This is a genomic window from Oligoflexus sp. (genome assembly GCF_035638955.1).
In the GTDB taxonomy this organism is placed as follows: domain Bacteria; phylum Bdellovibrionota_B; class Oligoflexia; order Oligoflexales; family Oligoflexaceae; genus Oligoflexus.
Genome location: NZ_DASQYZ010000282.1, coordinates 54,872 through 78,599, shown reverse-complemented (window position 1 = coordinate 78,599; position 23,728 = coordinate 54,872). Strand labels below are relative to the sequence as shown.

Genomic DNA, 23,728 nt, shown 5'->3' with positions numbered 1-23,728 from the left:
GCTCCTGGCAGGACCGAATTTCCCGAAATTATTGCAGAGATCCTTACAGAGTCAATTCGCCGCAAAATAGAGAACGAAAATTTTTAAACCTCGCGAATATCCTTTGGTGCAGCACCTTCGGATTGCGTAGAATGTGCCCATCCACACTTCCGTGGACGTTGAGGAGACCGCACCCGTTTGACATCACCCCCCTGGACCCCGGAAACGAGGTTATTGTGGCAAAGGATCAGCAACCACCCTTTGCAAGGCGATCAACGCCTCGATTTTTTGAAGAGACTCTGCCGCGAACAGCGTTGGACGACCGCATACGGTTCGCAGGTGATCGAAGAATACAAACGCTTTGTCTTTCTAAGCTGTGTAACCTCAAGCAGCCTCACCCCCAGTATCGACATTGACGAAACCTGGCATCTGCATCTCACCTATACCGAAGACTATTGGCTAACATTCTGTCCGCAAGTGCTCGAGCGGCCCCTGCATCATCGGCCGACGACCGGTTCGGCAGCCGACGGCCAGAAATTTCGCGAACAGTATGCACAAACTCTACAAATCTATTTTGCCTGGTTCGGACCGCCTGATCGGGTGATCTGGCCCAGCTCGAAACAGCGTTTCGACCGACCTGCTCGCATGCAGAGAATCAATCGCGATCAGTTCTGGATTGTTCGTAAACCTTGGATAAGGAATTCCATTTGACAGGAAATCAGTTTTTATCGATCTACGCCGCCGTCCTTGTTCTGACCTGGATTTGGAGCTTGTTTTCATATCGCTCCAGCAGGAAGCCCCCCGTTAACCCAGGCCTGCTGCAACCCGAACATTGGGCGATTTTGAGCGGAGGTCTGCCTCGCGCCGCGCTCACCAGTTTCACGCAACTTCTGCAAAAGGGGACCATTGTTTGGAACGGAGAGCAGTCACGCTATGAACCCAAGGATCCCGAGGGAAAGGATCCGATCGTCCAACTGTTACCCGATAACGCCACCCTTCAAGACGCGATCAAAAGCCTGGCGGAAGCCCATCGCCCAGCTGAAGAGCAACTGGAAAACTGGGGGCTTCGGTGGAACACCAAAGAATACGAAACACAACGCATGATCATTTTCCTGCCATTTGTCATCCTCCTGGGTGCAGGTGTCTGGCGCGTGTTTTTGGGAATCGCCCGGGATCAACCCTTTGGTTTTGTCCTGATGCTTATGTTCGTCGCACTTTTGTTCTGGCTTCATGCGGCGAAGACCCAGCCGCGCAATACCCGCGAAGGTCGAAACCTTTTGAACACATTCACCAGGGACAATGATCATATCCTGCGTGCCACGCCAGGATCCGAACTCGTACTCGCGGTCGCTCTCCTGGGCGATATGGCCTTGGAGGGCTCGGAATTCGAAAGGCTCAGAGGCGCTTTGAATCCTGCAAGCAACGGTGGTGGTCTGGCCGACGGTCTGGTGATGAGCTGTGGGTCTTCCGGTAGCGGCGGCGATGGTGGCGGCTCGGGCTGCGGCGGCTGTGGTGGCGGTGATTAAGGACACCTGGGCCCTGACTGAGCCTGACATGGGACTTGAACTCCGCGGGCCATTTGGTTAGCCTGAGCGCAAGGTTCAGCCCCTCCACCACGTCAGGGTTTTCATGAAAAAGCAATTGGATCGCCGCTTCAGTTCCTTTGTCGAAATGGGCGTCACCGCCTGGGAAAACAGAGACAATCTTGCCTATGCAATGAAGCTTCTGACGGACGGCGTTTGTGATGGCTGCGCCCTGGGAACGTCGGGCGTCAAGGATTGGACCATTCCCGGTATTCATCTCTGCTGGATTCGACTCAACCTCTTGCGGTTGAACACCATGCCGGCCTTGAAACTCGACCTATTGCCGGCCATCAGCCAGCTGCAAACGCTGAACGAGAAAGCGCTGCGCTCTATTGGGCGAATTGCGGAGCCGATGATTCGCGAACCGGGTGACACTCATTTCCGACGGTTGAGCTGGGATGAAGCTCTGCATCGCATCAGCCAAAAAATACGGGCTTCTGGTGTGGATCGTACCGGCTTTTATCTTGTCTCGCGCGGCACGGTCAATGAAACTTATTATGCGTGCCAAAAAGCGGTTCGATTCCTTGGCAGCAATGACATTGATAATTCTGCGCGTATCTGCCATGCGCCGAGTACCGTGGCGCTGAAGCAGATGATCGGTTACGGTGCCACAACCTTCAGTTATACGGATTTACTGAAAAGTGACCTCCTGGTTTTCGTAGGCAGCAATGCAGCCAACAATCAACCCGTCCTGATGAAATATTTGCATGTGGCCAAGAAAAACGGGACCCGCATTGTTACCGTTAATCCCTATCGTGAACCCGGCATGGAAAAATACTGGGTTCCCTCCGTTCCCGAATCCGCGCTGCTGGGCACTGTGATCGCTGATGCCAGTTTTGAAGTTCGGGTTGGAGGTGACGCTGCTTTCATGAACGGGGTGATCAAATATTTGATCGAACGCGGCACGCTTGATCAGGACTTTATTCGACAGGCTGAAGGCTGGGCGGAATTGGAAGCGTCCCTGAAAGAACAAAGCTGGGAATTTTTGGAAACCTCGGCCGGCTGCCATCGCGATCACATGAAACGATTTGCTGAACTGTACGAGACCACCAAAAGCGCAATCTTTGTCTGGTCCATGGGCGTGACCATGCACAAGGAAGGTGTCGATAACGTGCGCAGCGTGGTGAACCTGGCCCTGGCGCGCGGGAACATCGGTAAGCCCGGGGCTGGCCTAATGCCAATCCGAGGCCACTCCGGCGTCCAAGGCGGTGGGGAAATGGGCGCGACGCCCAATGCCTTGCCCGGCGGTGTGGGACTGACCGAAGACAACCGCGAGCGCTTCGAACGCCTGTGGGGTTTTCCTGTTCCCACCAAACCAGGACGTTTTATCGTCGAGATGATCGATGCCGCAGCGCGTGGTGAACTCGATGTTCTTTACTGTGTCGGCAGCAACCTTTTTGGGGTTCTACCTGACCCGCTTTACGTGAAAAAGGCCCTGGAAAACCTGAGCCTCCGCGTTCATCATGATATTGTTTTGAATCCGCAGATGCTGGTGCCCTCGCGTGAGGCTGTGATCGTTCTGCCCGCCACCACCCGTTACGAAATGGTCGGCGGCAATACCGAAACCAGCACCGAGCGCCGGGTCATTTTCAATCCCGAACTCGGCGCGCATCGCATCCCCGAGGCGCGTGATGAATGGCGGGTGATGATTGAGGTAGCCGAACGCGTGAAGCCACACGGAGCGGATCAGATTCAGTTTGATAGCACCGGGGCCATTCGCGAGGAAATTGCCCAGGCTGTGCCCTTCTATGAAGGCATTCAAAAGCTCAAAAATAAAGGCGATCAATTCCAATGGGGCGGCGCCATGCTTTGTGAAAATGGCCGTTTCGCCACGCGGGATGGGAAGGCTCACTTCGTGCCGGTCAAACCTCGTGACAACCGTGTGCCCGAGGGCTGGTTTCAGCTCACCAATCGTCGCGGTAAACAGTTTAACAGCATGGCCTTCCGCGACCTGGAACCCCTCTCCTCCACGCGCCGGCATGAAGTGATCCTGGCTCAGGAGGACATGCAGGCGCTGCAATTGAAACCGGGTGACCTCGTCCGCGTAAAATCCGCGATTGGGGAATTGCAAGCGGCTGTGAAACCGGGTCGCGTCAGACCTCAAACAGTCATCGCGCATTGGCCGGAATCCAATATTTTAATTCAACGCGGTCAGCTGGATCCCGAATGCGGTATCCCCGCATTCCGCGATGAGCTGGTGCAGGTGATTCCTGTTCGAGCCTCCTTAACAGGCACAAAAAGTCTATGAAAATAGGGTTTTCACAGGAAATCAAAACCTGGGATCGAGGCCAGGTCCAGGTCCGAACCGATCGCCTGGCTGAAGAAGCTCCCATGGAACTTATCATCGATCACTGTGATGGCCAGCACTGGCATCGGCAGAATATCGCCGTGACCATGCGCACGCCTGGTGAGGACAGCGCTTTGGCTTTGGGCTTTCTCTTCACCGAGACCGTGATTCAAAGTCATGCGGATGTGGACCGGGTCGAAGAGCGACTCGATACCAGTCGGCCCCGGGTGATTGTGCGCCTCAAGGATGGCGTGCGGGTGGACCTGCAAAAATTAACCCGTCACGTCTTTACCAATTCATCCTGTGGCGTGTGCAGTCAGGCCAGCCTCGATCAGGTTCAAAAACTCTGTCCCATCAAGCCGGAGATGTCCGTGACCGTGGACCCCGATCAACTGTTGGGTCTGCCACGCACCATGCGGGATGCTCAAAAGGAATTTGGGCAAACCGGAGGTCTGCACGCCAGTGGTCTTTTCCAGACCGATGGGCGTCTTTTGCTTCTGAGTGAGGATGTCGGCCGACATAATGCATTGGATAAGCTGATTGGAAAAGCCATGCGCCAGGGACGTTTGCCCTTGCGTGACACCATCCTCCTGCTCAGTGGCCGCGCAAGTTTTGAATTGATTCAAAAGGCAGCCTTGGCGGGTATTCCCTTTGTCGCCGCCCTGGGCGCTCCCAGCAGTCTCGCCAGCACGCTTGCCGACACCATGGGCATGACTCTGGTTGGATTTTTGCGGGAAACGAGTTTCAATATTTACTGTGGTTCGCAGCGCGTTTTGCTACGATCTTGAACAGGCCTGTTCTTATAAGGAAATTTTATGCCAGCTCCGGAAATATATAACTTTCTCGCTCAGCGGCAGAGCGCATCCATTCTGGTCGAACCCAAACCCGATCGCAGCACCGTTGAAAAAATCCTGCAGGTTGGGGGCACGGTCCCCGATCATGGCGGCCTGAAACCCTATCGCTTTGTTGTGGTGGAGGGGGAAGGCCGGGAGAAGTTCGCGGAATCCATGGTCAACGCGGCGATGGAAGCCAAAGGTACGTTGGATGATAAAAAGAAAGCCAAATTGAAATCCAAAGCCTATGCTTCCCCACTCCAGGTCGTGATTGTTTTCAGTCCTGAGGAGGACGACAAGATTCCCGAATGGGAACAGATGGCCTCGGCGTCATGCACCGGCTATGCTGTGGTCCTGGCCGCCAATGCGTTGGGTTTTGGCGCCGTCTGGAAGAGCTTTGGCTTTGAACCAGGCAGCCTGATGCAGCAAACGTTCCAATTGAAAAAGAATGAACGTATTCTGGGCTGGGTGAATATTGGGACGGAAATGGACCGTGAGCGGTCAAGCAGGACGCCTCTGGATCTTAAAAAATTTGCTTTCTTTCTGTCTTGAATTTACGGACTGGGATTGAAGGGTTCTGTTGCAGCTGGATGAGGCGATGATATCCTTGCAGCAACCTCGGGAGGCCGACTCATGCTTTTTGACACCAGTGGACATTGTTTCGAGCGTCAAATCATCATGCTCAACGTCCGCTGGTTGGTTTGCCCATCAAAACCAGCGCTAAGCCACTTGTAGTAAATCCACACAGCTCGCCCTTCCTAAAGCGAAATCTGGACTGCCAACACGTTGTTTTCAGGCCACTATTTGCCTTCGTTTAACTTTTTTCCTGTAATCCCGCTCCTGGACTCATGCCTCGACCTGCCTATAGGTTGGCTTCTTACCGCTGAGACAGGAAGTTAAAAATGTCACCTTACAAGTTCCTGGCCCCTGGCTTTTTATTTCTGATCGCTTCGTGCTCGGACAGCAGTTCCGGTCCACGAGGTACCACAGCCACGGTCACAGGTGATTCCGTAAACGTGGCAGGCGCCCTGGTCCTCTCATCCGATGCGGCAGCCGAAACAACGACAAGCAATCCCACAGCCACCCAGCCTGTGCAATTAACGGACGAATCCGGCAACACGGTGGCTGAAGGTCTGACGGATGCAGCCGGTAATTTCAGTTTACAGATTGATGGTGGGGCCCTGGGCTTGACCGAAACCGGCAAGACCATCAACCCTTTTGAAGTACCTCGCGTTCTGAAATTGAGTTCACTCTTCCTCGTCAATAATAATGCGAAAGACAAGGCTGTCGGCATTCAACAGTCCATGGTCCTTGATTCCAAGCGCTTCGTTCTGGATTCTGACGGCAAGCCTATGATGGAAACCGGTGTCCAGCAGGCCCGCAAGGTCGGGGCGATCGTCGGAAAAATCAAATTGGAAACAGGGGGTGATTTCGTCGGGACGGATATCTACATTCCTGGGACTTCCTATATTGCTAAAACCGATGCCGAGGGACGCTTCGTTCTTGGCTTTTTACCAGCTGGTATCTATGCCCTGCGTGCCGAACGTGATGGTTATGTGAGCAGTGAGTGGACCAATATCACGGTCATAAAAAATGAAACCACTCTGCTTGATGACGTAACTTTGCCCATTGCCATTGGCCCGCAAATTAAAACTTTTGAGGTCGGCTCGATCTCAGAATCCAGCGGCGAAGCCACGATCAAGATCAAGCTCCATGCAGCTACCAAATACCGCATCAGCAAGCGCTCGGACTTCAGTGACACTCAGTTTAAACCTGTTGATGCCGCCAAACCCGAATTTGAGTTGAAATTCGAGTTGAACGCCGGTTTTAAAGTCGTCCAGATCTTTTTGGAAGCTGCTGATAGCGATGGTCTCTCAGCCAACTCCGTCCTGACTATCGATCGTGACCCACCTCGCTTGGGTTCCATTGCCATCAATGCGGCTAACAATGTGGTCAATACCGAAAACGTGCCTCTGACTCTGTCAGCTGAAGGCGCCGACAAAATGCGCTTTGCAGAAACCTATGATGGTCTCGCTGAGGCCACCTGGACAGCATACGCGACAAGCTTTAGTTACCCCCTGCACGATACCACCGATGGTTTGAAAAAGGTTTATGTGACCTTTGCCGACAACTCCGGCAACCTTTTGGGGGGCGCCGGGGAAATTTTCACCAGCTTCACATTGGACCGCACGGCTCCAACGGATGGCAAGATTCTCCTGCTGCAGCCTGAGTCTCCCACAGGAGCCTTCAACACACCTCTCGCCTGGTCCGCAGATTACACAGATAACAATATCAGCTATCAGGTTCAGGTCTCGGCCCAAAGCAATTTCTCGACTCTCCTGCGCGAAATGACCAGCACAACCAAAACGTTGAACATCAATCCTCCCCTGGACAACGCTGGATCCTACCACTGGCGCGTGCGTGCCGTAGATCAGGCCGGCAACCGCTCAGCCTGGGTGGAGTCTTCGATTGTTAACAGCACAAGCTTCTCCGTCCAAATCCTGGCCGAAGCTTATCATGCAAAATATGATGCCAAAGGCACAGCAGGCCGTGACCGCATGTTCGCGAAGGAATTGATCCAGGTCGGGGACATCAATGCGGATGGAACATTGGATTATGCTTATTCAATTTTGCAGACAGCCTTCAACAGCAGCGGTGTTTCCTGCCAGGACTGTGGCGTCGTCAGGATTGTAAGCGGATCGGACTGGAGCACCTTGGGCAGTGTCAGCGATGGACTCGATAAAACCAGTGGCTTTGGTCACCGCATGATCACCTGTGACGTGACGGGTGATGGAAATGATGAGCTGATCGTATCAGCGCCAGGTCATGCGGTGGAATACAACAATGCCCATTACTACAATGCCGGTGCGTTCTATGTTTATCGCATGTCCGACTTTACTCGTCTCGACCGTGTCCAGGCCGATCCTGTCATCAGCGGCAGCGTTCCTGGTTACTCCAGCTGCAGCCAATGGGATGGCATCACCTGCAAGGCCTACGGCTGGCAGTTCTATCCAAACCCGATGGAGTACATGCCATGGGGTGAAGGCCGTTACCTGGGTTGGGATCTGAGCTGTGTAAGAAAATCCGGAGCGCAGGATGTTCTTGTGGGCGAACCTCGCTATCACGATGGAGCATCCTCCATCGGCCGCATTCGGCAATATAGCTACAGCAGTGGAGCCATGGTTGCCACCGGCAGTGTCGTTGGCACTACGAGTGATGCGATGTTTGGATCTGCCGTCGAGTATCTTAGCAAATTTATTTATGGCGGCTGCTCAAGTCAGGCCGAAACCGTGGCTGTGGGTGCGCCTCGGAAGCAGGATGGCAGTTTTGTAGAAAAAGGGAGCGTATCCCTCTTCCAGAAGAGCGGCGGCGTCTGGACTCCCTGTGCGACGATTGATGCGCTTGCAACAGAAACACATTATGCCTATTGGGGTGCAAAACTGTTTAACCTCGGTAACATGGATAAGGACGCTGATCAAACGGACGAGCTGGCGATTGCCACGAGCCATTGGAGCGGCGGTACCGTTCGCATCTATGGTGGCGCCTCGGGTACCCTGCTGAAGAGTTTGATTGATACATCATCCGGTTTTGGGCGCTTCGGCTACCAGATTGCAGCAGCTGGTGATTTTACAGGTGATGGACACAGTGAACTGGCGATCACCACTCCGGAAATGATGCTGAACGGTCAATGGGGTGCGGGTGCGGCTCTGATTTACCGTTGGAGTGATTTGGATACAGACGACACCAATGCCAACCCGGCTCCACTTTTGAAAGTGACCGGCATTCCATCCAGTTCGGCCAACCTTGGTGCCGGCTTTGTGCCCATTCTCGCCACTGCCGGTGACATTCATTCCAGCAGTTCCTCATTCATGCTTGCTGCCCCGGGACGAAACATCGGTGGTGAGTGGGCGGTCGGATCATTCCATGTATTCTCGAAACTCAAGTTGGCCCCTGGGTTGCCTTCCCGTATTGCAGGCGAATCAACCAACGCCCGCATGGGAGCTTCGATTGCCGCCGGTCCTGATGTCGACAATGATAACGTCTCTGACTTTTTTATCGGTCAACCAGGTGGACGTTGCAACGGCAAGCCCTATGGCATGGTGTCACTCTTCTCTGTACTCGATAATAAGGTGACGTCCAACATATGCTCTCTTTATAGCGGTGATAACCTGGGCAACGCCGTGATGTATTTGCCGGAAGTGTCGCAGCTGGCGTTTACCCGTCGCGGCTACGGTTATTTGCTGAGCCGGTGGGATTTCTTTAACTCCCAGGATATCAGCAGTTCGACCCATTATCCCAGCAACCGCACGCTGGCGAACAATTCCTGGAGCTATGTCTCGCTCTCTTCCTCCTATCGTGTGGATAGCAGCAACAATGAAGTTCTCACCAACGAGCCCAACGGGAACGGTTCGGTCCTGGTGACCAGTGTGTCCAGCGGCACGCCGCAGTGTTACTATCAGGGTACGGAAAGCGGCGTCTTCTTTGGATACTGGTCGAGCTTTATCAGCGACCTGGATGGCGACGGCGTTCGTGACATTGTCATCGGCGTACCGGGCAAGGATGTTGGTGGGGGTCACAAGGGTCGCATTTATGTGATCAAAGGTGGTTATGACTCCAGCACGGACGGTCGGGACTGCTACAACAGCGGTGGTGGCGCCGCTACCCTGAGTACCGATACCAGCTCCGCTCATGTCCTGTTTCACCTTGATGTTGACGACACCATGATTCAAACTGCCCTCGGCAAGGAAGGGGAAAATGGGTTTGGCTCCTTTGTCCTCGGTCTGCCGGATCTTGATGGAGCCGGAACGAATCGTGCGTATTTCATGGTTTCCAATACCAACATGGTGCAGGCTTCCAGTTCAGCCACGCCTCAGTATTTTATCTTCGCTTATGACGGAACCACAGTGAGCCTTGTCAAACATGAGACGGGCGATGCAGGGGCCATGCTGGGCGGTTATGCAAAAGTAATCGAAGATATCAACGGCGACGGGATTCAGGAACTGGCCATGAGCTATCCAGGCGGCAGCGGTCGCCTCGGCAAAACGGGCCATGTGAGAATCCTTTCGGGTGCGGGCATGGCGAATACCGCCTCAGCCAGCGATGATTTGCTGCAGATGCTGTTCAATCCGGATCCTACCGCCTCCAACTTCGGTATCTCATTTGAATATGCGGACATCACGGGTGACGGTTTGAAAGACTTCATTGTCGGCGCCGATCAATATGATTCCTATGCCTTCCAGAATGCGGGAGCCTTGTATATTTTCGCGATACGTCCTATACAGTGAGGATTTTATGCGCTTGCTCATGATGTGTTTGGGTTTGTTATGGATGCCGCTGGCGGCAGCTGAAACGGTCAGTCGAACCGTTGAGGCCCGGCAGGAGGGATCCTTGGTTCGCTGGTTCCCACAAACGCTGGAACTGGTCAGCGGCGCCAGGAATTCACTTCGCATCCTGAATATGACCAACCGGCCTCAGTGCTTTCAGGTGCAGAATCTGGGCGAACCGATGACGCTGGGCCCGGGTGAAAGTCGCATTATCGATTTTCCTGCCTTTCAGCACGGCCGCTTTCTTATGGGTTGTCCGGGAACAGAAGCTCAGGGAGGCGAGGTTGTTTTTCAGTAAGGCTAAGTTGCTGAGCGCGAGCGCCATTGTTACGAATCTGGAGCAGATGGCTGAATAGCGCCAGCTACTTCCAGGGAGGCATGGCGGTCCCCTCAATTCCAATGCTGATTGAGCATTGCTTATGACCATGGTTTGCCCTTGAATACTTTCAAGCTGGTAAGTGAGTTGATACCTTTTCCAAAGAAGCGAGGGTTTTTCTTTTATGACTGCACGTTGCAACCGAAATATCAGGGAACCTAAAAAGCAGGCAACCCTTGCGATCAAGAATGAGCACAATTTTTTTGATTTATCTGACCAGCGTCTGGTTGCTTACGCCCTTGGCTCCAGCCCAGACGAGTTTCATAGATAACGGTCAGGTGACGATTCCATTCGCAAAAGGCAAGAGATTTAAGCTGGAAGGCAACTGGGAGTTTTATTCTGAGCAACTTCTGACACCGGAGACAGTCAACGGAGCGACAGGCAGAACATGGATGCATGTCCCCCATGCCTGGAAGAAATATAAGATCCTATTCGGTACGTATCGACTGCGCTTTCAAGCCCAGCCACCTCTTGAAGAAATGGCTCTTCATCTCGACATTATCGCGACCGCTCACCGGGTTTGGATTAACGGGCGCGAATACCCTGGGCGCGGGCAGGTCTCGTCCGACCTCAAAGACCATAGAGGTGAAATAGGGACGCGACTGCTGGTCTTTTCTCCGCGTGAAAACAACGAAATTCTGATTCAGGTGTCGAGTAACACGACATTCGGCGGCATCATTAACACCCCCGCTCTATCATCAGCTCATCCCATCATAGCGGAGCAAGTGCTGATCGCTGTGTTCCAAGGCCTTCTGCAGGGTATCCTCCTCATGATCGCCATGTACCACAGTCTCCTCTATTTAATGCGCAAGCGTGATCGGTCGCATCTTTTCCTGGCCATGGGCTGTCTGGGAATTTTTCTGAGAGATTCCACCGTCGGACACGTTATCGTCCTTCAGGAAGTTTTTCGTAGTATTCCGATCGCACTCCATTTTAAGGTCCAGTACACCGGCGCTATGCTTACCACACTTGGTTACTTTCTCTTCACCCACTATCTCTTCCCCCAAGCCATGCGGCCCTGGCTCCTACGTTCTGTCGTGGGTCTGGAAATCTCCGCTCTGGTTTTAGCCTATGCTTTGCCCGTCGATCAACGAGACTATGCGGCTTTGATACATGTCCTGGGCAGTTTGCTGGCCATTGTGTTCGGCATTATAGGCGTCTATCGCATGGTTCGGCAGAAGGAACCTTACTCCTTGGTCTTCTTCTGTGGGATTACAATCTTCTGCAGCTTCTGCCTTATGGACCTCTTCCTCGTGACCAATTGGAATTCACCGATGCTGAGCCTCGCCAGCATTGCGACCTGCATTTTTTCATTCTTCCAGGCTGCGCTCCTGGCCCAGAGGAATGCCAAAGCCCATCGTGATTTGGAAAGAGAGCAGCGCAAGAATTTCCACGCCTATGAGGAATTGAGCAAACTGGTTTATCCCCATCAGCTTGCGCTCCTGAAAAATGGTGAAATCCTGGAGAATACGATGCCCGTTGGTCAAGCGGAGGGGATCGTCTTGCAGTTTGATATTATCGATAGCTCGCGGCTGGAAAGCGCCGTGGCCAAAGCCTTTTTTGAAAAGATATTCACCCGCACTAACGAAGTTATCATGCGTGACTATGATCCGGAACGTCTCATTGCCTCGGGCTTTCGCATCAAGGAATTGGGTGATGGTTTCCTGTGCTCTGTCGGTTTCCCCTTCGCTTCACCCCAAGGAGTTTCCCAGCCATGGCTGGCCCTTCAGCTCGCGGAGGAATTCGTTCGTATTTTTCAGGAAGAAGAGGCCTGGCTGGACCATAATGTTTATGGCCGCTTGCATTGCGCCATCGGTATTGCGATGGGCGAAGTCTCGGGTTACTTTCCTCAGGCAGGTATTAAAAATTATGACCTCTTCGGCTCTGGCATCATACTGGCAACTCGCTATGAGAGCATACGCAAGCATCTCTTTGCGAGCATGGATCCTATTGCGATCATCATTGTGCAAAACCGCGTTTTTGAGGGGCTGCCGGAACCGGTTCGACGGGATAAAGCTCAGCACTATCATATTCATGATATTGAGGCGAGTGATTTTCGGGTTCGCAATGACCCAGAGGCGACCTATTTCTATTACTGCACTATCGATAGCCTTGAAAGTCAGCAGCAAGCCTCAGCCTAGCCATACTCCCACTTCCCATTGCAAAGCACCCCTCAATGTCCTGTCTAAAAGTCACTCCGCTGGACTATCGATATCGACTATGGTAGGTCTGCCGATTAAAGGCGAATCATGAGCTTGAGTTTTTCATCGAACGCAGCGGAAGTTTATGGGCTCTATTCCGAAGATAAGCTGCTTGGTGGTTTTGTCCTTGCCTTTGGTGATGCTATGGTTTGGCCTAAGATTGCGGACAAAAGCCTTTTCACACGGGTGGATTTTTCCCTGCGAAACAGCGCTGAACGCAGCGATAATTTTCACCAGCGAGCTGGAATAATAATGAGGGAAAATCGACCGCATATAGAGCCAGAGCGCCGGTAGGCCGAGGTAGATCGAGAAATTGAAGACCTTGAGGGACAGGACCTTATCCTGATTCGGGATAACGATTTGAAGGACGCCCGAGCTGGAGCTCAACAGCCCCGAGACACAGAGACAAAAGAAGCCAAGAAAGAGCGGTCCCTTCTCCTGCCTTTGAACAGCGAAAAGTCCCAGATGGTAAAGCCCCAACGCAATCAATGAAAAAAACACCGCGAAATTAAATGTTATATTGGTAAAGAATAGCCGCTGAATTTGAGCCGGCTTTCCCACATGGCCCAGGTTGATCAGCCCCCTAGATAGAAGTCGTGATTCTCGATGTGAAGGACGATGTCATAGTTCGCAAGAGCCTGGCTGGCGATCGAGATCGGCTCAAGGAAAGGATAGGCAATCTTCCCAGCCTTATTCCGAATGGACTCTTTCAGGAGCTGGTTATTCACAAAGAGCCTGGCTTCCTGCTCCAGCCAAAACTTGTCAAATGCAAGCAGCACGGGCTTATTACTCACAATCCTAATCCGATAACTTGCTTGGCCATATTTGGAGAAGCCTGACTTTTGCCATCCACCCGATACATCGATATAAGCCGGCGAGACCTCGCCATCCGGATGGTTCAGGCCAGGGTCGATGAAGCGTTCCCAATAGAATTCCGCCTCTCCTCGCAAACTGATAGGCCCGTCCTGATCAAAGTCCCACCCACGCAGATCCAGGACACCCTTCACAATGCGCGGGGCTTCCCGGGCTTCGGCATCCATTCCTGCTTCATACAGGATACTCGAACCACCAGCACGATGTAACTGACGCCGTGTGGGTAGTATTACTGCCCTTTTATCACCGCATTACCTCGTACTTTTGCCTCATTATTTCGCTCATTCACTCGATACGAGAAATGAGGTATCACGTCGATGCACGACTTGCTGAAAATCGTAGTCTTTCTCGTCCTGACCACCGCTTGCCAGCAGGCAACGAAGGTGCACGACAGGACTCCAGGCGGTCAATTCCGTCAGCACGGGCTGCTGGACGATAGGAACGTTGTATCGCTCGAGGGAGAGTGGTGGTATTCCCACCAGCAATTCGTAGGCACAGAGAATTTCCGCAAATTACAGGAAAATGGTCAATTGACCAACCGACTCTCGTGGAATAAGCGACCGGAAGGTTCGTACGGCATCGGCACGTATGGCCTTGCTCTTGGGACCCTCCCGAAAGGTCATTTTGCATTCTACATACCTTCGATCGGCTCCGGATACGTCGCTTCCATCATCCGCGAATCAGACGGCAAGGTTGTCAATCAGGTGGGAGCGGGCCGTCTTGCTTCAACGCCCCAGGACTTTATTCCGGCCATTCAACCGATGGTCCTGAGGTTTCAGTCCGAGGAACCGGGCGGCTATTTCATCCTCTTTCATATCCAAAACGAAGCGATCAAACATGGGGGTTTCTGGAGCGCGCCTATGTTCGGTTCCCAGACAGCTATTCACCGTTACGTCAAAAGCGAAGAAACCTATGCCCTCGTTCAGGCCATTGCCACCTTCATTATGGGTGTCTTCAGTTTCTCTCTTTTTCTAAGACGTCGGCGTGACAAGCCCAATTTTTGGCTGGCGTTGACCTGTTTCCAATGGTCACTGATCATCTTTGCGGCTTACGTCTATCACGGTGACGAACCAAATGCCCTCGTGTTCCGCGCCTGGCTGGGCATCCGCTATTCAAACCTGACGCTGATCCCGCTATTGAGCTTTTTATTCATTAACCGCTCAATCCCGGCGTTTGCTCTCAACCAATATGAACGGTATTTCATAGCCATCAATTTGGTTCTAACGTGTCTGCTCTTCACCATGAGCTCTCGAACCCTCACGAGCTGCCTCCCCATACTGATGTTCAATGCGTTGGCACTGATGCTCGTCCAGCTTTATTCCATTATCAGGGCAACCCTGGCTGGAAACCGCGCGGCCCGCATCTGTCTGTACGGGTACCTTGCGTTGTTTTTCACAGCGGTTTTTGACTTTGCGATAATCAGTGCCGATTGGGATCTGCCTCGCACCTTTGCTTTTGGAATACTCGTACACCTCTATTTTCAAAATCAAGTGACCGCGATCCTTTTCGCCGAGGCCTATCGCCGGGCTGAGCACCTCGGCAAGCAACTTCAGATGGAAGTGGAACGACAAACACGTGACATAAAATTGATTCTTCAGAATATTCAGCAGGGCATATTCACAATCGATGCAATTGGCCAGTGCATCGAGGAGCAATATTCTTCCTACCTGGAAGAGATTCTTCAGACCCGCGACATACAGAGCAAGACTCTCGATGATTTGCTGCTGAAGCGCAGCAATCTGAGTGACGACCAGAAGGCTCGTGTGATTGCTGCGGTGGAGGCTTGCCTGGGCGAGGACGCGGTTGCGTTTGAACTGAACGAAGGCAATCTGATCAAAGAATTGCATTTGGTAATCGAGGGCAGCCCAAATAAAGAGAAGTTGATCGAGGTCGATTGGTCGATAATGCTGTCCGGTTCGGGCCGAATCGAAAAGATACTGGTTTGCCTGCGTGACGTCACAGAGCTTCGTGACCTCGAAAATCGCGCGGCCGCCAGGCAACTGGATTTAAGCATGCTGCTCGAACTGCTCAATTTACCCGAATCACGCTTCCAGCGTTTTTACAAAAGCACGCTACAGTTTTTAGTGGAAATGAATGAGATCATTGCGCACAACCCGCACCCTGAGGCAGGCGCAACCAAGCGTCTCGTTATCAACCTGCATACGATCAAGGGCAATGCGCGCAGCTGCGGATTCACGTCTTTATCCGACCAATGTCATGTGACGGAGCAACTTCTCGTCGATGGCCGCAACGGTGCCATGGAGTGGAATGCGCCGCTGCTTCTTTCGGAACTTGAAAAAGTTCAGAACATACTGGCCTGCTATGAGCGCCTGGCAAGCGAAAAACTCAATTGGCGGACGAATGCACGGCAGGTGCGCATTCAAAAGGAACTGGTTGAGGAGGCTATCAAGCAGCTCGGAGCAGCCAGGTCCGGCCCGTTCGACGGCAAGGGGTCAGGTGAGATTGACAAGGTGCGCGCTGTCCTGGTTGAGCATAGCTCCACGCGCATTTCCGCGATTATTGACGAACTCAAGCAGGGCCTTGTGTCGCTCTCTCGTGATCTGGGCAAGGATGTTCCCAATATAGAAGTCACAGAGGGTTCGGTTTGGCTATATGATGCGACGGCTGACATCATCCATAGCACGTTTGTCCACCTCCTGCGCAACTCCATGGATCACGGATTGGAACGCCCCGAGGAAAGATTCCGGCAAGGCAAGAGTTCCACGGGGAACATTAAGGTTGAGGCGCGGCACGCTGCCAGAAATCTGCTCATTTCATTCGCCGATGATGGGTGCGGCCTGGATCTTATCAAGATTCGCGATTTGGGGATGCGGCGCGGATTGATCGCGGACGATACGAATTCGCCTCAAATGATTGCCGAACTCATCATGTTGCCGGGTTTCTCCACCAAAGAGGAAGTCAGCAACATATCAGGCCGCGGGGTGGGAATGGACGCCGTACGGACCTTTATCGAAGAGCAAGGCGGGACGCTTGCCTTGGATTTAAAATCGACCCATGACTGGCGACACGCTGAATTTCAGCTGGTCATCACCCTTCCCGATCACCATTGCCTGGAAATCATTTCACCAAACGAGCGGGCATCATAACGGCGATTCAAAGCCAGATTCAGCATGTTCTGCTGTTCGGCAGCGATGAGCTGGGAGATATCGGTAAGGCTAACTAGGACGCTTTCCAGCTGCTCAGAGTGGTCTATGATTGCTGAACTTCTTAAGGATAGGAAGTGTGTGCCCAGTTTATACATGGATAGCAGATTATCCAACGTTTAAATCGCGGGCCATGGATTGAGCATTCGCTTGGCCGATGACCGTTCCATTGACGAGCACGCGAAAGTGAGCAAAAGCCCCGTCAGCCTCCGTACCACGCGCACGTATTGTAATCGTGGCCGCTTCGGCGACCGAACTACAGATAAGGATGGGCAACGCGAGCTTCCCTATATCACTCATTGTACGTTTCATGTTCAGTGCCCCCCAAAAAAATGTTGTCAATAAACAGGATAGCGCACAGAAACGTATGCGAGGCCTTGGCAAGAACAGTTCGCTTGGTCGCTGCAAACGCATGCTGTGATTGGATTTATCAGCACATCTGGAAACCCTGTGCAAAAATACATTGGCTTCCTTGAAGCGTCAACAGCTTAAATAGTCGATTGGTATGCTGATTTTTTCATGTGCGGCATCCCGTTTCATCTGCCACATTCTTTTGATTTGTGCGCACACGACCAGGATAACGAAACATTCAAAATCCTATTCACGCCCGGAGGTAACGCGAACAGCCTGACCGTGACGCTGATAATTCTGGCGAGCCACATAACCCAGGGGGCATATTCATAAGCCACCTCCATACTGAGTCCGCGGATAAAAAAGAATGAACGCGTGCTGGGCTGGGTGAACATTGGGGCGAAAAAGGAACGTGAACGTTCGTCCAGACAGCCCCTGGATATTAAGAAATTTGCTTTATTTCTATCCTGAATTCATACATTAAAATCATTATTTCGCCTGTGCTCAAGTTTCCAAACCTGACGCCGAACCATGATTCGGCACGAATATTACCCTATTTAGCAGGCTTCAAGACCATGCGATCCCCGAGAAGCAAAATGTTAGTCCTGGGCCCAGCCGCAATTTCCCTGACGCTTTTTGCCTATGCCTGCAGCAAGGACAGTGAGACGACAGATACAGCTGCATCATCGACCACCACCACGGATCCCGTCGATCCCGAAGACCGTTGTGCCACCATTAAAGCCTCCATCAGTGATGCCGGCTTTTCCGATAACGCCACCGTCGAGTGCGATGACACCTATGCTTACATTACCTCGGATACCTATCCTGATCATGAAGTCATGAATGGCATCAAGGAAACCAATGAGCAGATTCCGGTCCGAGCGCCGGGCCACAAAGTGCCGATTCCTCTTGCGCCGGAGCTGGCCACCAGCCCCACAAGCATTGATGCAGCCTTGGCCGTCGCTGTGAACGGCGTTCCCATTTATGATTATTCAGCTCAGGGCGAGCTTGACGTCAATACCTATGATCCCAACACGGATACCAAAGCCAAAGGCCAGCTCGACAATTGTGGGGGACATGCGGGTCGCGGCGATGATTACCATTATCACGTGGCTCCAACCTGTATGATCGAGAGCATGGCCAACAAGGGGGATAGTGCCGTTATAGGCTGGGGTTTCGACGGTTATCCTATCTATGGCAGCAAAAATCCCGATGGTTCCGCCATCGGCAGTGATGACCTCGATGTCTGCAATGGTCAAGCCGACTCCACCTTTGGCTATCGTTATCATACCTCGGCAGCGGCTCCCTATATCCTTCAATGCCTGGCCGGCAAGGTCGATAAGACTCTCCTGCCCCGCATTCAACCGCTGACGGATAGCAGTAATAAGGGCAAGGACGCCGGCACACCACCTCAAGGCGGTGTCCAGAGCCTGAAGCATGAAGTCGCTGCAGATGGAACTGTGACCATGTCCTACACCTATCAAGGCGCCAACTACTATATCAAGTATTCCAAAGCCACCAAGGAAAACTGCTATAACTTTGAAATGAAGACGGTCACCAATAGCGGTGTGGTCAAGACCGGGGAATACTGCCGATGAAAAAAATGCGGGTCCTGACCTTAATCATAACAGCGTTCGTCAGCCGGCAGGCCCTTGCTCACGAAGCCGAGGAAGCCAGCGTGGGTCTTACGCTTCGTGACAAAGCTGTGGAAGTTCGCCTCAATATCGATGTCGATAGCTGGGTCGAAGGCATCACCGGGTTGCCCCTGCCGATGGAACATCCCGAAGCGCTGGAGCCTATGCTGCTCATCGCCAGAAATAATCTTCAGCAGATGGTGCTGACCGTCGGTGGGAAAAAAGTGGATTTGGTGCTGGTTCAATTTCCCGCTGCAGAAGAGCTGATCCATGAGGCTGAAGATCATGGGCATAGCGGTCACATGCGATCGACTGTGATCCTGAAAGGAACGCTGACCACACCGGCCCAGGGTGAGGTGGCCTTGTCCGCTCCGAAGGAAATGGGGCCTGTGATCATGAGTTTCTATCAACCCAAAACCCTATGGGTTCCTGCGGCCTCAAAAGCCCACTTTAAAGTGGACGCGCCCCGGGCTGCGAAAAAAATTCCTGAGTCCCGATCCTTCTGGATCTGGTGCATGGGAATGACTTTTGCCGTTTTGTCTTTAGGAATTTGGTACAAGACTTCGAGGAATCCCCAGGTAGCAGCCTGAGTCAAGGCGGATGATGGTCGGATCGGTCCCGATCAAATCATCCGCACCAATACCCGCTCGTTCATGCAGGATTGCACGGCCCTTTTTCGGTGAGGAATGTATCGGCCGATCGGTCTAGGATGTTCTCAACCATGGTTATGCGGCGACAGCCGAGAAGTTGCCTCTAAAGCGTCTCCAAAAAGGCAAGGCGGGGCATAACACGATCGTCATGACGTGGAGCATGCAGAAAAAAGAGGTGCAAATTGTCATCCAGGACTCTGTATGACTGCATCCACCCGATTCTGTAAACGCCACTGACCCTCAGGGCAAAGATCCAGCAGCACACATCGTGTGCAGGCTGGATTATTCATAAAGCAGCAGCGCTGCCCATGAAGCATAAGAACCTCATGATTGTCATAAACCTCTTGCGCAGAAAAATTCTCCGGAAGCTGAACCTGGTTCAATGGGGCATCTCTGACCTCTTCCCAGGTCGGAAAGCGGCCCCTCAGTTGCTTGAAAGCCCGTCCCGAATCCTTGTTTTTCGTGCGATGTGAAAGAAGCGAGGAGATCAGTTCGCTTAAAGGATCGAGTTCGTGGAAATATGGGATGGGGCAGCCGTACGCGGCACAGAGTCTTTTTTGAATGACAAGAACTTTTTCTGTGACTGTCATGGTTAATTCCTTTTAACCTTGTTGACGCCCTTGAAAGTCCATGGGTATTTTTAAGCGGACAAGCTTTGCTTAGGTCCACAGCACGTCCTTGCAAAACCTGTGCTGAAAACAGGAATCGACTGGGTTCGTCCCCATCGGCATGATCCTAGCGGAACTGGCCCGCCAGAGCCAAGCTCAGGAGAACCACCTGCATCGCCGAGCCGAAAATCGACATGATCGCCATCGCCCGAGATCCTTGGGCGTCAATCCTGGCAAGAGGAAATATTCACTTAACGTCCTGGAAATTCCATCAACAACTGTGGCCATGTCGTCTCCAAATTTTTCTGGGAAGGGAGGAAATTTGAATCCGGGAGTGCTATATGAACTCGCGGAGAAGATCAAGACCATTGAGGACGGTTTTTCCCGTGAAGTGAACTCACATTTAAAGACAGTGGGGTTCCATCAAATTTCCTCAGAGTGAAACCCTTTTAATCATGACCAAGAAAATTTCCGCAGTCCCGAAGAACATGCGAGTGGAAACCAATGTCATCTCTACTTGATCCGGAAGTTTCCCCTTATTCCTGGCTGTCGGCTAACGCAGACGCAACTCGCATTTACTCGGTGATTATTCTTCCTGAACAGCGCGATTAAATTCCACCTCGCCCCACTCACCCTCCATGACTCTGCCGCTTTCTGTATCAGCACACTGACAACTGTCGCGTTACAATACATTCAGCAGCGGTGGTGCAAAACGATATCATTAGCAACTGTCATCATTTTTAAAGTGGTTTGAATCGTGCTCTTCGTCGATCGATCAGGGGCGTGAAAACTCGCTGAGTATGAAGTATAAAGCGAGTAATCACTCTGATTAGAAAAGAGAATGTTGAACTTTGGTTGCGCTGAAAAAGATGGTAGTCATGCTTCAAGTTTTCAACAGCATCGTCTACCGTGTCGTGGTTAGCGCTCAAAGTTCTCCGAGAATTTGATCTCCTGTTGTGTTGGGATACTTTGCTGTTGCTTGCTTAACTGACGGAGTTACGCTATGAGAAAGATTGGTTTTTTCATCCTGCTCAGTGCCATGAGCGCTTCCATTCCCGGCTGCGGTCGCAAATCCTCAAAGTCAGACCTTTCAACTGAATCACGAGCGGAAAGCCGTGTTTCGGGTGTCATCGCCGAGGAATGGACCGGTGTTCCAGGCGATAAACTTTCGGCTCTTCTGGCAGACAAAAGGTTCCCTTTGAACCCGACGTCCCGCTCATTTCTAACCAGTCTCGCGTCCCCTCGGAAAAACCTCGAAAACTATGGAACAAGGATACGGGGATACATTCAAGCTCCAGAAACAGGCGCGTATACCTTCTTTCTCAGTGGAGATAACGAATCCCAATTCTTTCTGAGCACCGATGACAACCCCGCTAGCCTTTCTCCGCAACCCATTGCTTTTTTATCAGACAGCGAATGGTCGGGCCGCGGCGAATGGGAAAAGTTCCCTGGCCAGGTCTCGCGAACCATTACGTTGCAGGCTGGTCAACGCTATTATTTTCAGGTTCTTCATAAAAATGGCGGCGCAGAAGGCGGAGTCGGGGTCGGTTGGCGCCTTCCCAGCGGCGAGATGGAACGTCCCATTCCGCAAGGGCGACTCTCGACTTATGAGAATGATTCGCCTGCTGGTGAGAATGCTCAGAACGACAGCTATCATAACCAGATTAAGTCGATGCTCCTCACCAACTACGGAATCGTAGGAGGAACCTGGGTATTTTCCACCGACGTCGACCTTAATACGAGGAACATATCCATCAGTCGTGAAAAATCGACAGGAGCGGTCGTCGATGCTGTGGGCAAACCCTTTTCGAAGGCTGTCGAGCTCGCGATTACAGACATACCGGTTCGGCCAGTCGGAGCCAGTCTGCAACTCAGCACCAGCAAACCGATCAGCGCAGGCGACAGTCTGCTGCTTATTTTCTGGGCCCGGACGGTATCCGCTCCCAATCAGATTGGACTCGGCAATTTCCAGTTCATGCTCGGGTCGTCCCCTTATACAAAATTCAGATCGTTCGAGCAGAGAGTGGTCGGCAGTGAGTGGAAGCAGTACATTCTTCCTGTCGAGGTAACGCAGGACATCCCGGCCGGGGACGCGAAATTCGTCGTGGAACTGGGAGTCGCAAAGCAAACCCTTCAGATCGGTGGCGTGACGGCGCTGAATTATGGCAAGTCCTATACGATGAGCTCACTGCCGGTTCAGAGTAATGACGATTACGTGGGACGGGAAGCCAATGCCCCCTGGCGCCTCGCCGCCCAGGAGCGCATTGAAAGGATCCGCAAGGCCAACCTTCAGGTCTCAGTGCTGAATGCCAGTGGTCAGCCCGTTCCCAATGCTCAGGTTCGCATTGAAATGCTGCGCCACGAGTTTGCGTTCGGCACGGCCATCCAGGAGAATCGAATCGCGGGCAACAAGAACCAGGACGACAAATACCAGGAAAAGCTACTGAACCTTGATGGCAAAGGCCACGGCTTCAACGCGGTTGTGTTCGAGAATGGTCATAAATGGAAGTTCTGGGAACAAAACAACTGGCCATTGAACAATGCGGACAACGTGAGAACCGTCCGCTGGCTCGTCGACCGGGGGATCACGGTACGCGGCCATACCCTTTTCTGGCCAGGCTGGGGAAACTCGCCTGATAACCTGAGAGGAAAATCTCTGCAGGAGATCAAGGACCGCATCAATGGTCATCTGACGACCATGCTCAAGAATCCGACCTATCCGGACCTCAGCCTGATCAAGGAATGGGACGTCCTCAATGAACCAACCGGCAATGTGGATATTGCCAATACCTTTGCGGGTTCACCTGGCTACCCGACGGGCCGGGAAATCTATCAGGACGTTTTCAAGAAGGTCAAGGAGCTGGCGCCTGACGTCAAAGCGTATGTGAACGAAGCGCAATTGACCAACTTTTACGTGAAGAGCGATGTCTATAAATCGTACGTGGAGGAAGTCGGCAAAGGCCTCAGGGACAGTGGCAGTGCAGCGAAGGTGGACGGCGTGGGCCTCCAGGCTCATTTCCGCTATCTGATCCCTCCCGCGGAAATGCTTCAGCACTTCGAGGACTATCATGTTGCGTCCCTCGGTGGAAAAATAAAGATCACTGAGTACGACAACGCCACGCTCGCTCCGGATGATATCCAGCGGGATTATTTTCGGGACATCCTGACGGCCACATTCAGCTACGAACACGCCGACGGCTTTCTGATGTGGGGCTTTTGGGATGGAACCTCAAAGAAGGCTGCCCTCTTCGATAGCGACTGGAACCTGAAACCGTTCGCGACGCCGTTTATCGATCTCGTGTTCAAGGATTGGTGGACCCCGACCACCGAGCTCAGGACCGATGCCAATGGCAAGGTTTCCTTGCGTGGCTTCAAAGGTACTTACAAAATCACAGTAACGGACGGTGGTCAGCAAAAAACCCAAGTCATCAAATTGGGTAGTGATCAGAATTTCACAGCTAACCTTTGATACCGACGATCGATATTTTCCTGCGATGAATGAAGGGGTGGAGCTGGGCTCTACCCCTGTTTTTCTGAGCCCATTCTTTCTTCCCCGTTTGCCCTTGGGGGGGACCCATCCTAGACTTTCTTTAGCATTTTAAGCGCGTTAAGCCCCATCCGTAGCCACTTAAACGACTCCTAACACCACACCTATCTGACTCTTGCAATTATTCAATGCAATTTCATATGCTTATATACAAAACAAGCCCAAACACCTCACCTCAACACCAAAGCCCCCTGGGCAAGAGGCTAGTACGGTGAAGAATTTTTACGGACCAAACCTTGAATAGAGATCCATGGGGCCAGGCGTACCCATGATTGGGGCCTTTGGCCTTTATATGGGGGGGGGATGTATGAGATCGAC

16 protein-coding genes are annotated in these 23,728 nt (G+C 52.4%); 12 read left to right on the top strand and 4 right to left on the bottom strand.

The features are described 5' to 3' along the window. Positions 1 to 177 precede the first annotated feature (177 nt). The 8 genes from VE954_RS26015 (at position 178) to VE954_RS25980 (ending at position 12,523) form a co-directional block, all read left to right on the top strand. Positions 178 to 690: a hypothetical protein gene (locus tag VE954_RS26015; protein WP_324958360.1), complete on the top strand. Its 513-nt coding sequence runs from the start codon at positions 178 to 180 to the stop codon at positions 688 to 690. Further along, positions 687 to 1,505, top strand: coding sequence for a TIGR04222 domain-containing membrane protein (locus VE954_RS26010; protein WP_324958357.1), 819 nt, complete (start codon positions 687 to 689; stop codon positions 1,503 to 1,505). Before VE954_RS26015 ends, VE954_RS26010 begins: the two co-directional genes overlap by 4 nt. Before the next feature lie 103 nt (positions 1,506 to 1,608). After that, a complete protein-coding gene (locus VE954_RS26005) occupies positions 1,609 to 3,810 on the top strand; it encodes an FdhF/YdeP family oxidoreductase (protein ID WP_324958355.1) in 2,202 nt (733 codons plus the stop codon). Beyond that, a complete protein-coding gene (fdhD, locus tag VE954_RS26000) occupies positions 3,807 to 4,637 on the top strand; it encodes a formate dehydrogenase accessory sulfurtransferase FdhD (RefSeq protein WP_324958353.1) in 831 nt (276 codons plus the stop codon). Before VE954_RS26005 ends, fdhD begins: the two co-directional genes overlap by 4 nt. 27 nt (positions 4,638 to 4,664) lie before the next feature. Next, entirely contained in the window at positions 4,665 to 5,234 is a 570-nt protein-coding gene (locus VE954_RS25995; protein WP_324958351.1) for a nitroreductase, read from the top strand. Positions 5,235 to 5,584: 350 nt separating this feature from the next. Next, on the top strand, positions 5,585 to 9,967 hold the full coding sequence (locus tag VE954_RS25990) for a carboxypeptidase regulatory-like domain-containing protein (RefSeq protein WP_324958349.1): 4,383 nt from the start codon (positions 5,585 to 5,587) through the stop codon (positions 9,965 to 9,967). 7 nt (positions 9,968 to 9,974) lie between these two features. Beyond that, on the top strand, positions 9,975 to 10,304 hold the full coding sequence (locus VE954_RS25985; RefSeq protein ID WP_324958347.1) for a cupredoxin domain-containing protein: 330 nt from the start codon (positions 9,975 to 9,977) through the stop codon (positions 10,302 to 10,304). Between the two features lie 266 nt (positions 10,305 to 10,570). After that, a complete protein-coding gene (locus VE954_RS25980) occupies positions 10,571 to 12,523 on the top strand; it encodes a 7TM diverse intracellular signaling domain-containing protein (RefSeq protein ID WP_324958345.1) in 1,953 nt (650 codons plus the stop codon). Between the two features lie 123 nt (positions 12,524 to 12,646). Here VE954_RS25980 and VE954_RS25975 read toward each other — a convergent pair whose 3' ends face one another. Both VE954_RS25975 and VE954_RS25970 read right to left on the bottom strand, forming a co-directional pair. Next, entirely contained in the window at positions 12,647 to 13,084 is a 438-nt protein-coding gene (locus VE954_RS25975; RefSeq protein ID WP_324958343.1) for a 7TM diverse intracellular signaling domain-containing protein, read from the bottom strand. Between the two features lie 74 nt (positions 13,085 to 13,158). After that, on the bottom strand, positions 13,159 to 13,623 hold the full coding sequence (locus tag VE954_RS25970; RefSeq protein ID WP_324958341.1) for a hypothetical protein: 465 nt from the start codon (positions 13,621 to 13,623) through the stop codon (positions 13,159 to 13,161). Between the two features lie 150 nt (positions 13,624 to 13,773). Here VE954_RS25970 and VE954_RS25965 point away from each other — a divergent pair, with 150 nt between their 5' ends. Then, entirely contained in the window at positions 13,774 to 16,563 is a 2,790-nt protein-coding gene (locus VE954_RS25965; protein ID WP_324958339.1) for an Hpt domain-containing protein, read from the top strand. Between the two features lie 165 nt (positions 16,564 to 16,728). On the opposite strand, the gene VE954_RS25960 is transcribed toward VE954_RS25965, so the two are convergent. Next, entirely contained in the window at positions 16,729 to 16,932 is a 204-nt protein-coding gene (locus VE954_RS25960; protein ID WP_324958337.1) for a carbohydrate-binding domain-containing protein, read from the bottom strand. A gap of 635 nt (positions 16,933 to 17,567) precedes the next feature. Between VE954_RS25960 and VE954_RS25955 the strand changes: the two genes are divergently transcribed. Beyond that, positions 17,568 to 18,569: a YHYH protein gene (locus VE954_RS25955; protein ID WP_324958335.1), complete on the top strand. Its 1,002-nt coding sequence runs from the start codon at positions 17,568 to 17,570 to the stop codon at positions 18,567 to 18,569. Next, the gene (locus VE954_RS25950) at positions 18,566 to 19,195 is read left to right on the top strand and encodes a hypothetical protein (RefSeq protein ID WP_324958333.1); all 630 of its coding nucleotides are present in this window, start codon (positions 18,566 to 18,568) and stop codon (positions 19,193 to 19,195) included. Before VE954_RS25955 ends, VE954_RS25950 begins: the two co-directional genes overlap by 4 nt. A gap of 245 nt (positions 19,196 to 19,440) precedes the next feature. Here VE954_RS25950 and VE954_RS25945 read toward each other — a convergent pair whose 3' ends face one another. Then, entirely contained in the window at positions 19,441 to 19,845 is a 405-nt protein-coding gene (locus VE954_RS25945; protein WP_324958331.1) for a hypothetical protein, read from the bottom strand. Positions 19,846 to 20,866: 1,021 nt separating this feature from the next. Between VE954_RS25945 and VE954_RS25940 the strand changes: the two genes are divergently transcribed. After that, entirely contained in the window at positions 20,867 to 23,332 is a 2,466-nt protein-coding gene (locus tag VE954_RS25940) for an endo-1,4-beta-xylanase (RefSeq protein ID WP_324958329.1), read from the top strand. Positions 23,333 to 23,728: the final 396 nt, after the last annotated feature.

Coding starts and splice junctions, on each gene's coding strand:
- VE954_RS26005 (WP_324958355.1), top strand. CDS start 1,609: ATGAAAAAGCAATTGGATCGCCGCTTCAGTTCCTTTGTCGAAATGGGC.
- fdhD (WP_324958353.1), top strand. CDS start 3,807: ATGAAAATAGGGTTTTCACAGGAAATCAAAACCTGGGATCGAGGCCAG.
- VE954_RS25995 (WP_324958351.1), top strand. CDS start 4,665: ATGCCAGCTCCGGAAATATATAACTTTCTCGCTCAGCGGCAGAGCGCA.
- VE954_RS25990 (WP_324958349.1), top strand. CDS start 5,585: ATGTCACCTTACAAGTTCCTGGCCCCTGGCTTTTTATTTCTGATCGCT.
- VE954_RS25985 (WP_324958347.1), top strand. CDS start 9,975: ATGCGCTTGCTCATGATGTGTTTGGGTTTGTTATGGATGCCGCTGGCG.
- VE954_RS25980 (WP_324958345.1), top strand. CDS start 10,571: ATGAGCACAATTTTTTTGATTTATCTGACCAGCGTCTGGTTGCTTACG.
- VE954_RS25970 (WP_324958341.1), bottom strand. CDS start 13,623: ATGGATGCCGAAGCCCGGGAAGCCCCGCGCATTGTGAAGGGTGTCCTG.
- VE954_RS25965 (WP_324958339.1), top strand. CDS start 13,774: ATGCACGACTTGCTGAAAATCGTAGTCTTTCTCGTCCTGACCACCGCT.
- VE954_RS25960 (WP_324958337.1), bottom strand. CDS start 16,932: ATGAAACGTACAATGAGTGATATAGGGAAGCTCGCGTTGCCCATCCTT.
- VE954_RS25955 (WP_324958335.1), top strand. CDS start 17,568: ATGTTAGTCCTGGGCCCAGCCGCAATTTCCCTGACGCTTTTTGCCTAT.
- VE954_RS25950 (WP_324958333.1), top strand. CDS start 18,566: ATGAAAAAAATGCGGGTCCTGACCTTAATCATAACAGCGTTCGTCAGC.
- VE954_RS25945 (WP_324958331.1), bottom strand. CDS start 19,845: ATGACAGTCACAGAAAAAGTTCTTGTCATTCAAAAAAGACTCTGTGCC.
- VE954_RS25940 (WP_324958329.1), top strand. CDS start 20,867: ATGAGAAAGATTGGTTTTTTCATCCTGCTCAGTGCCATGAGCGCTTCC.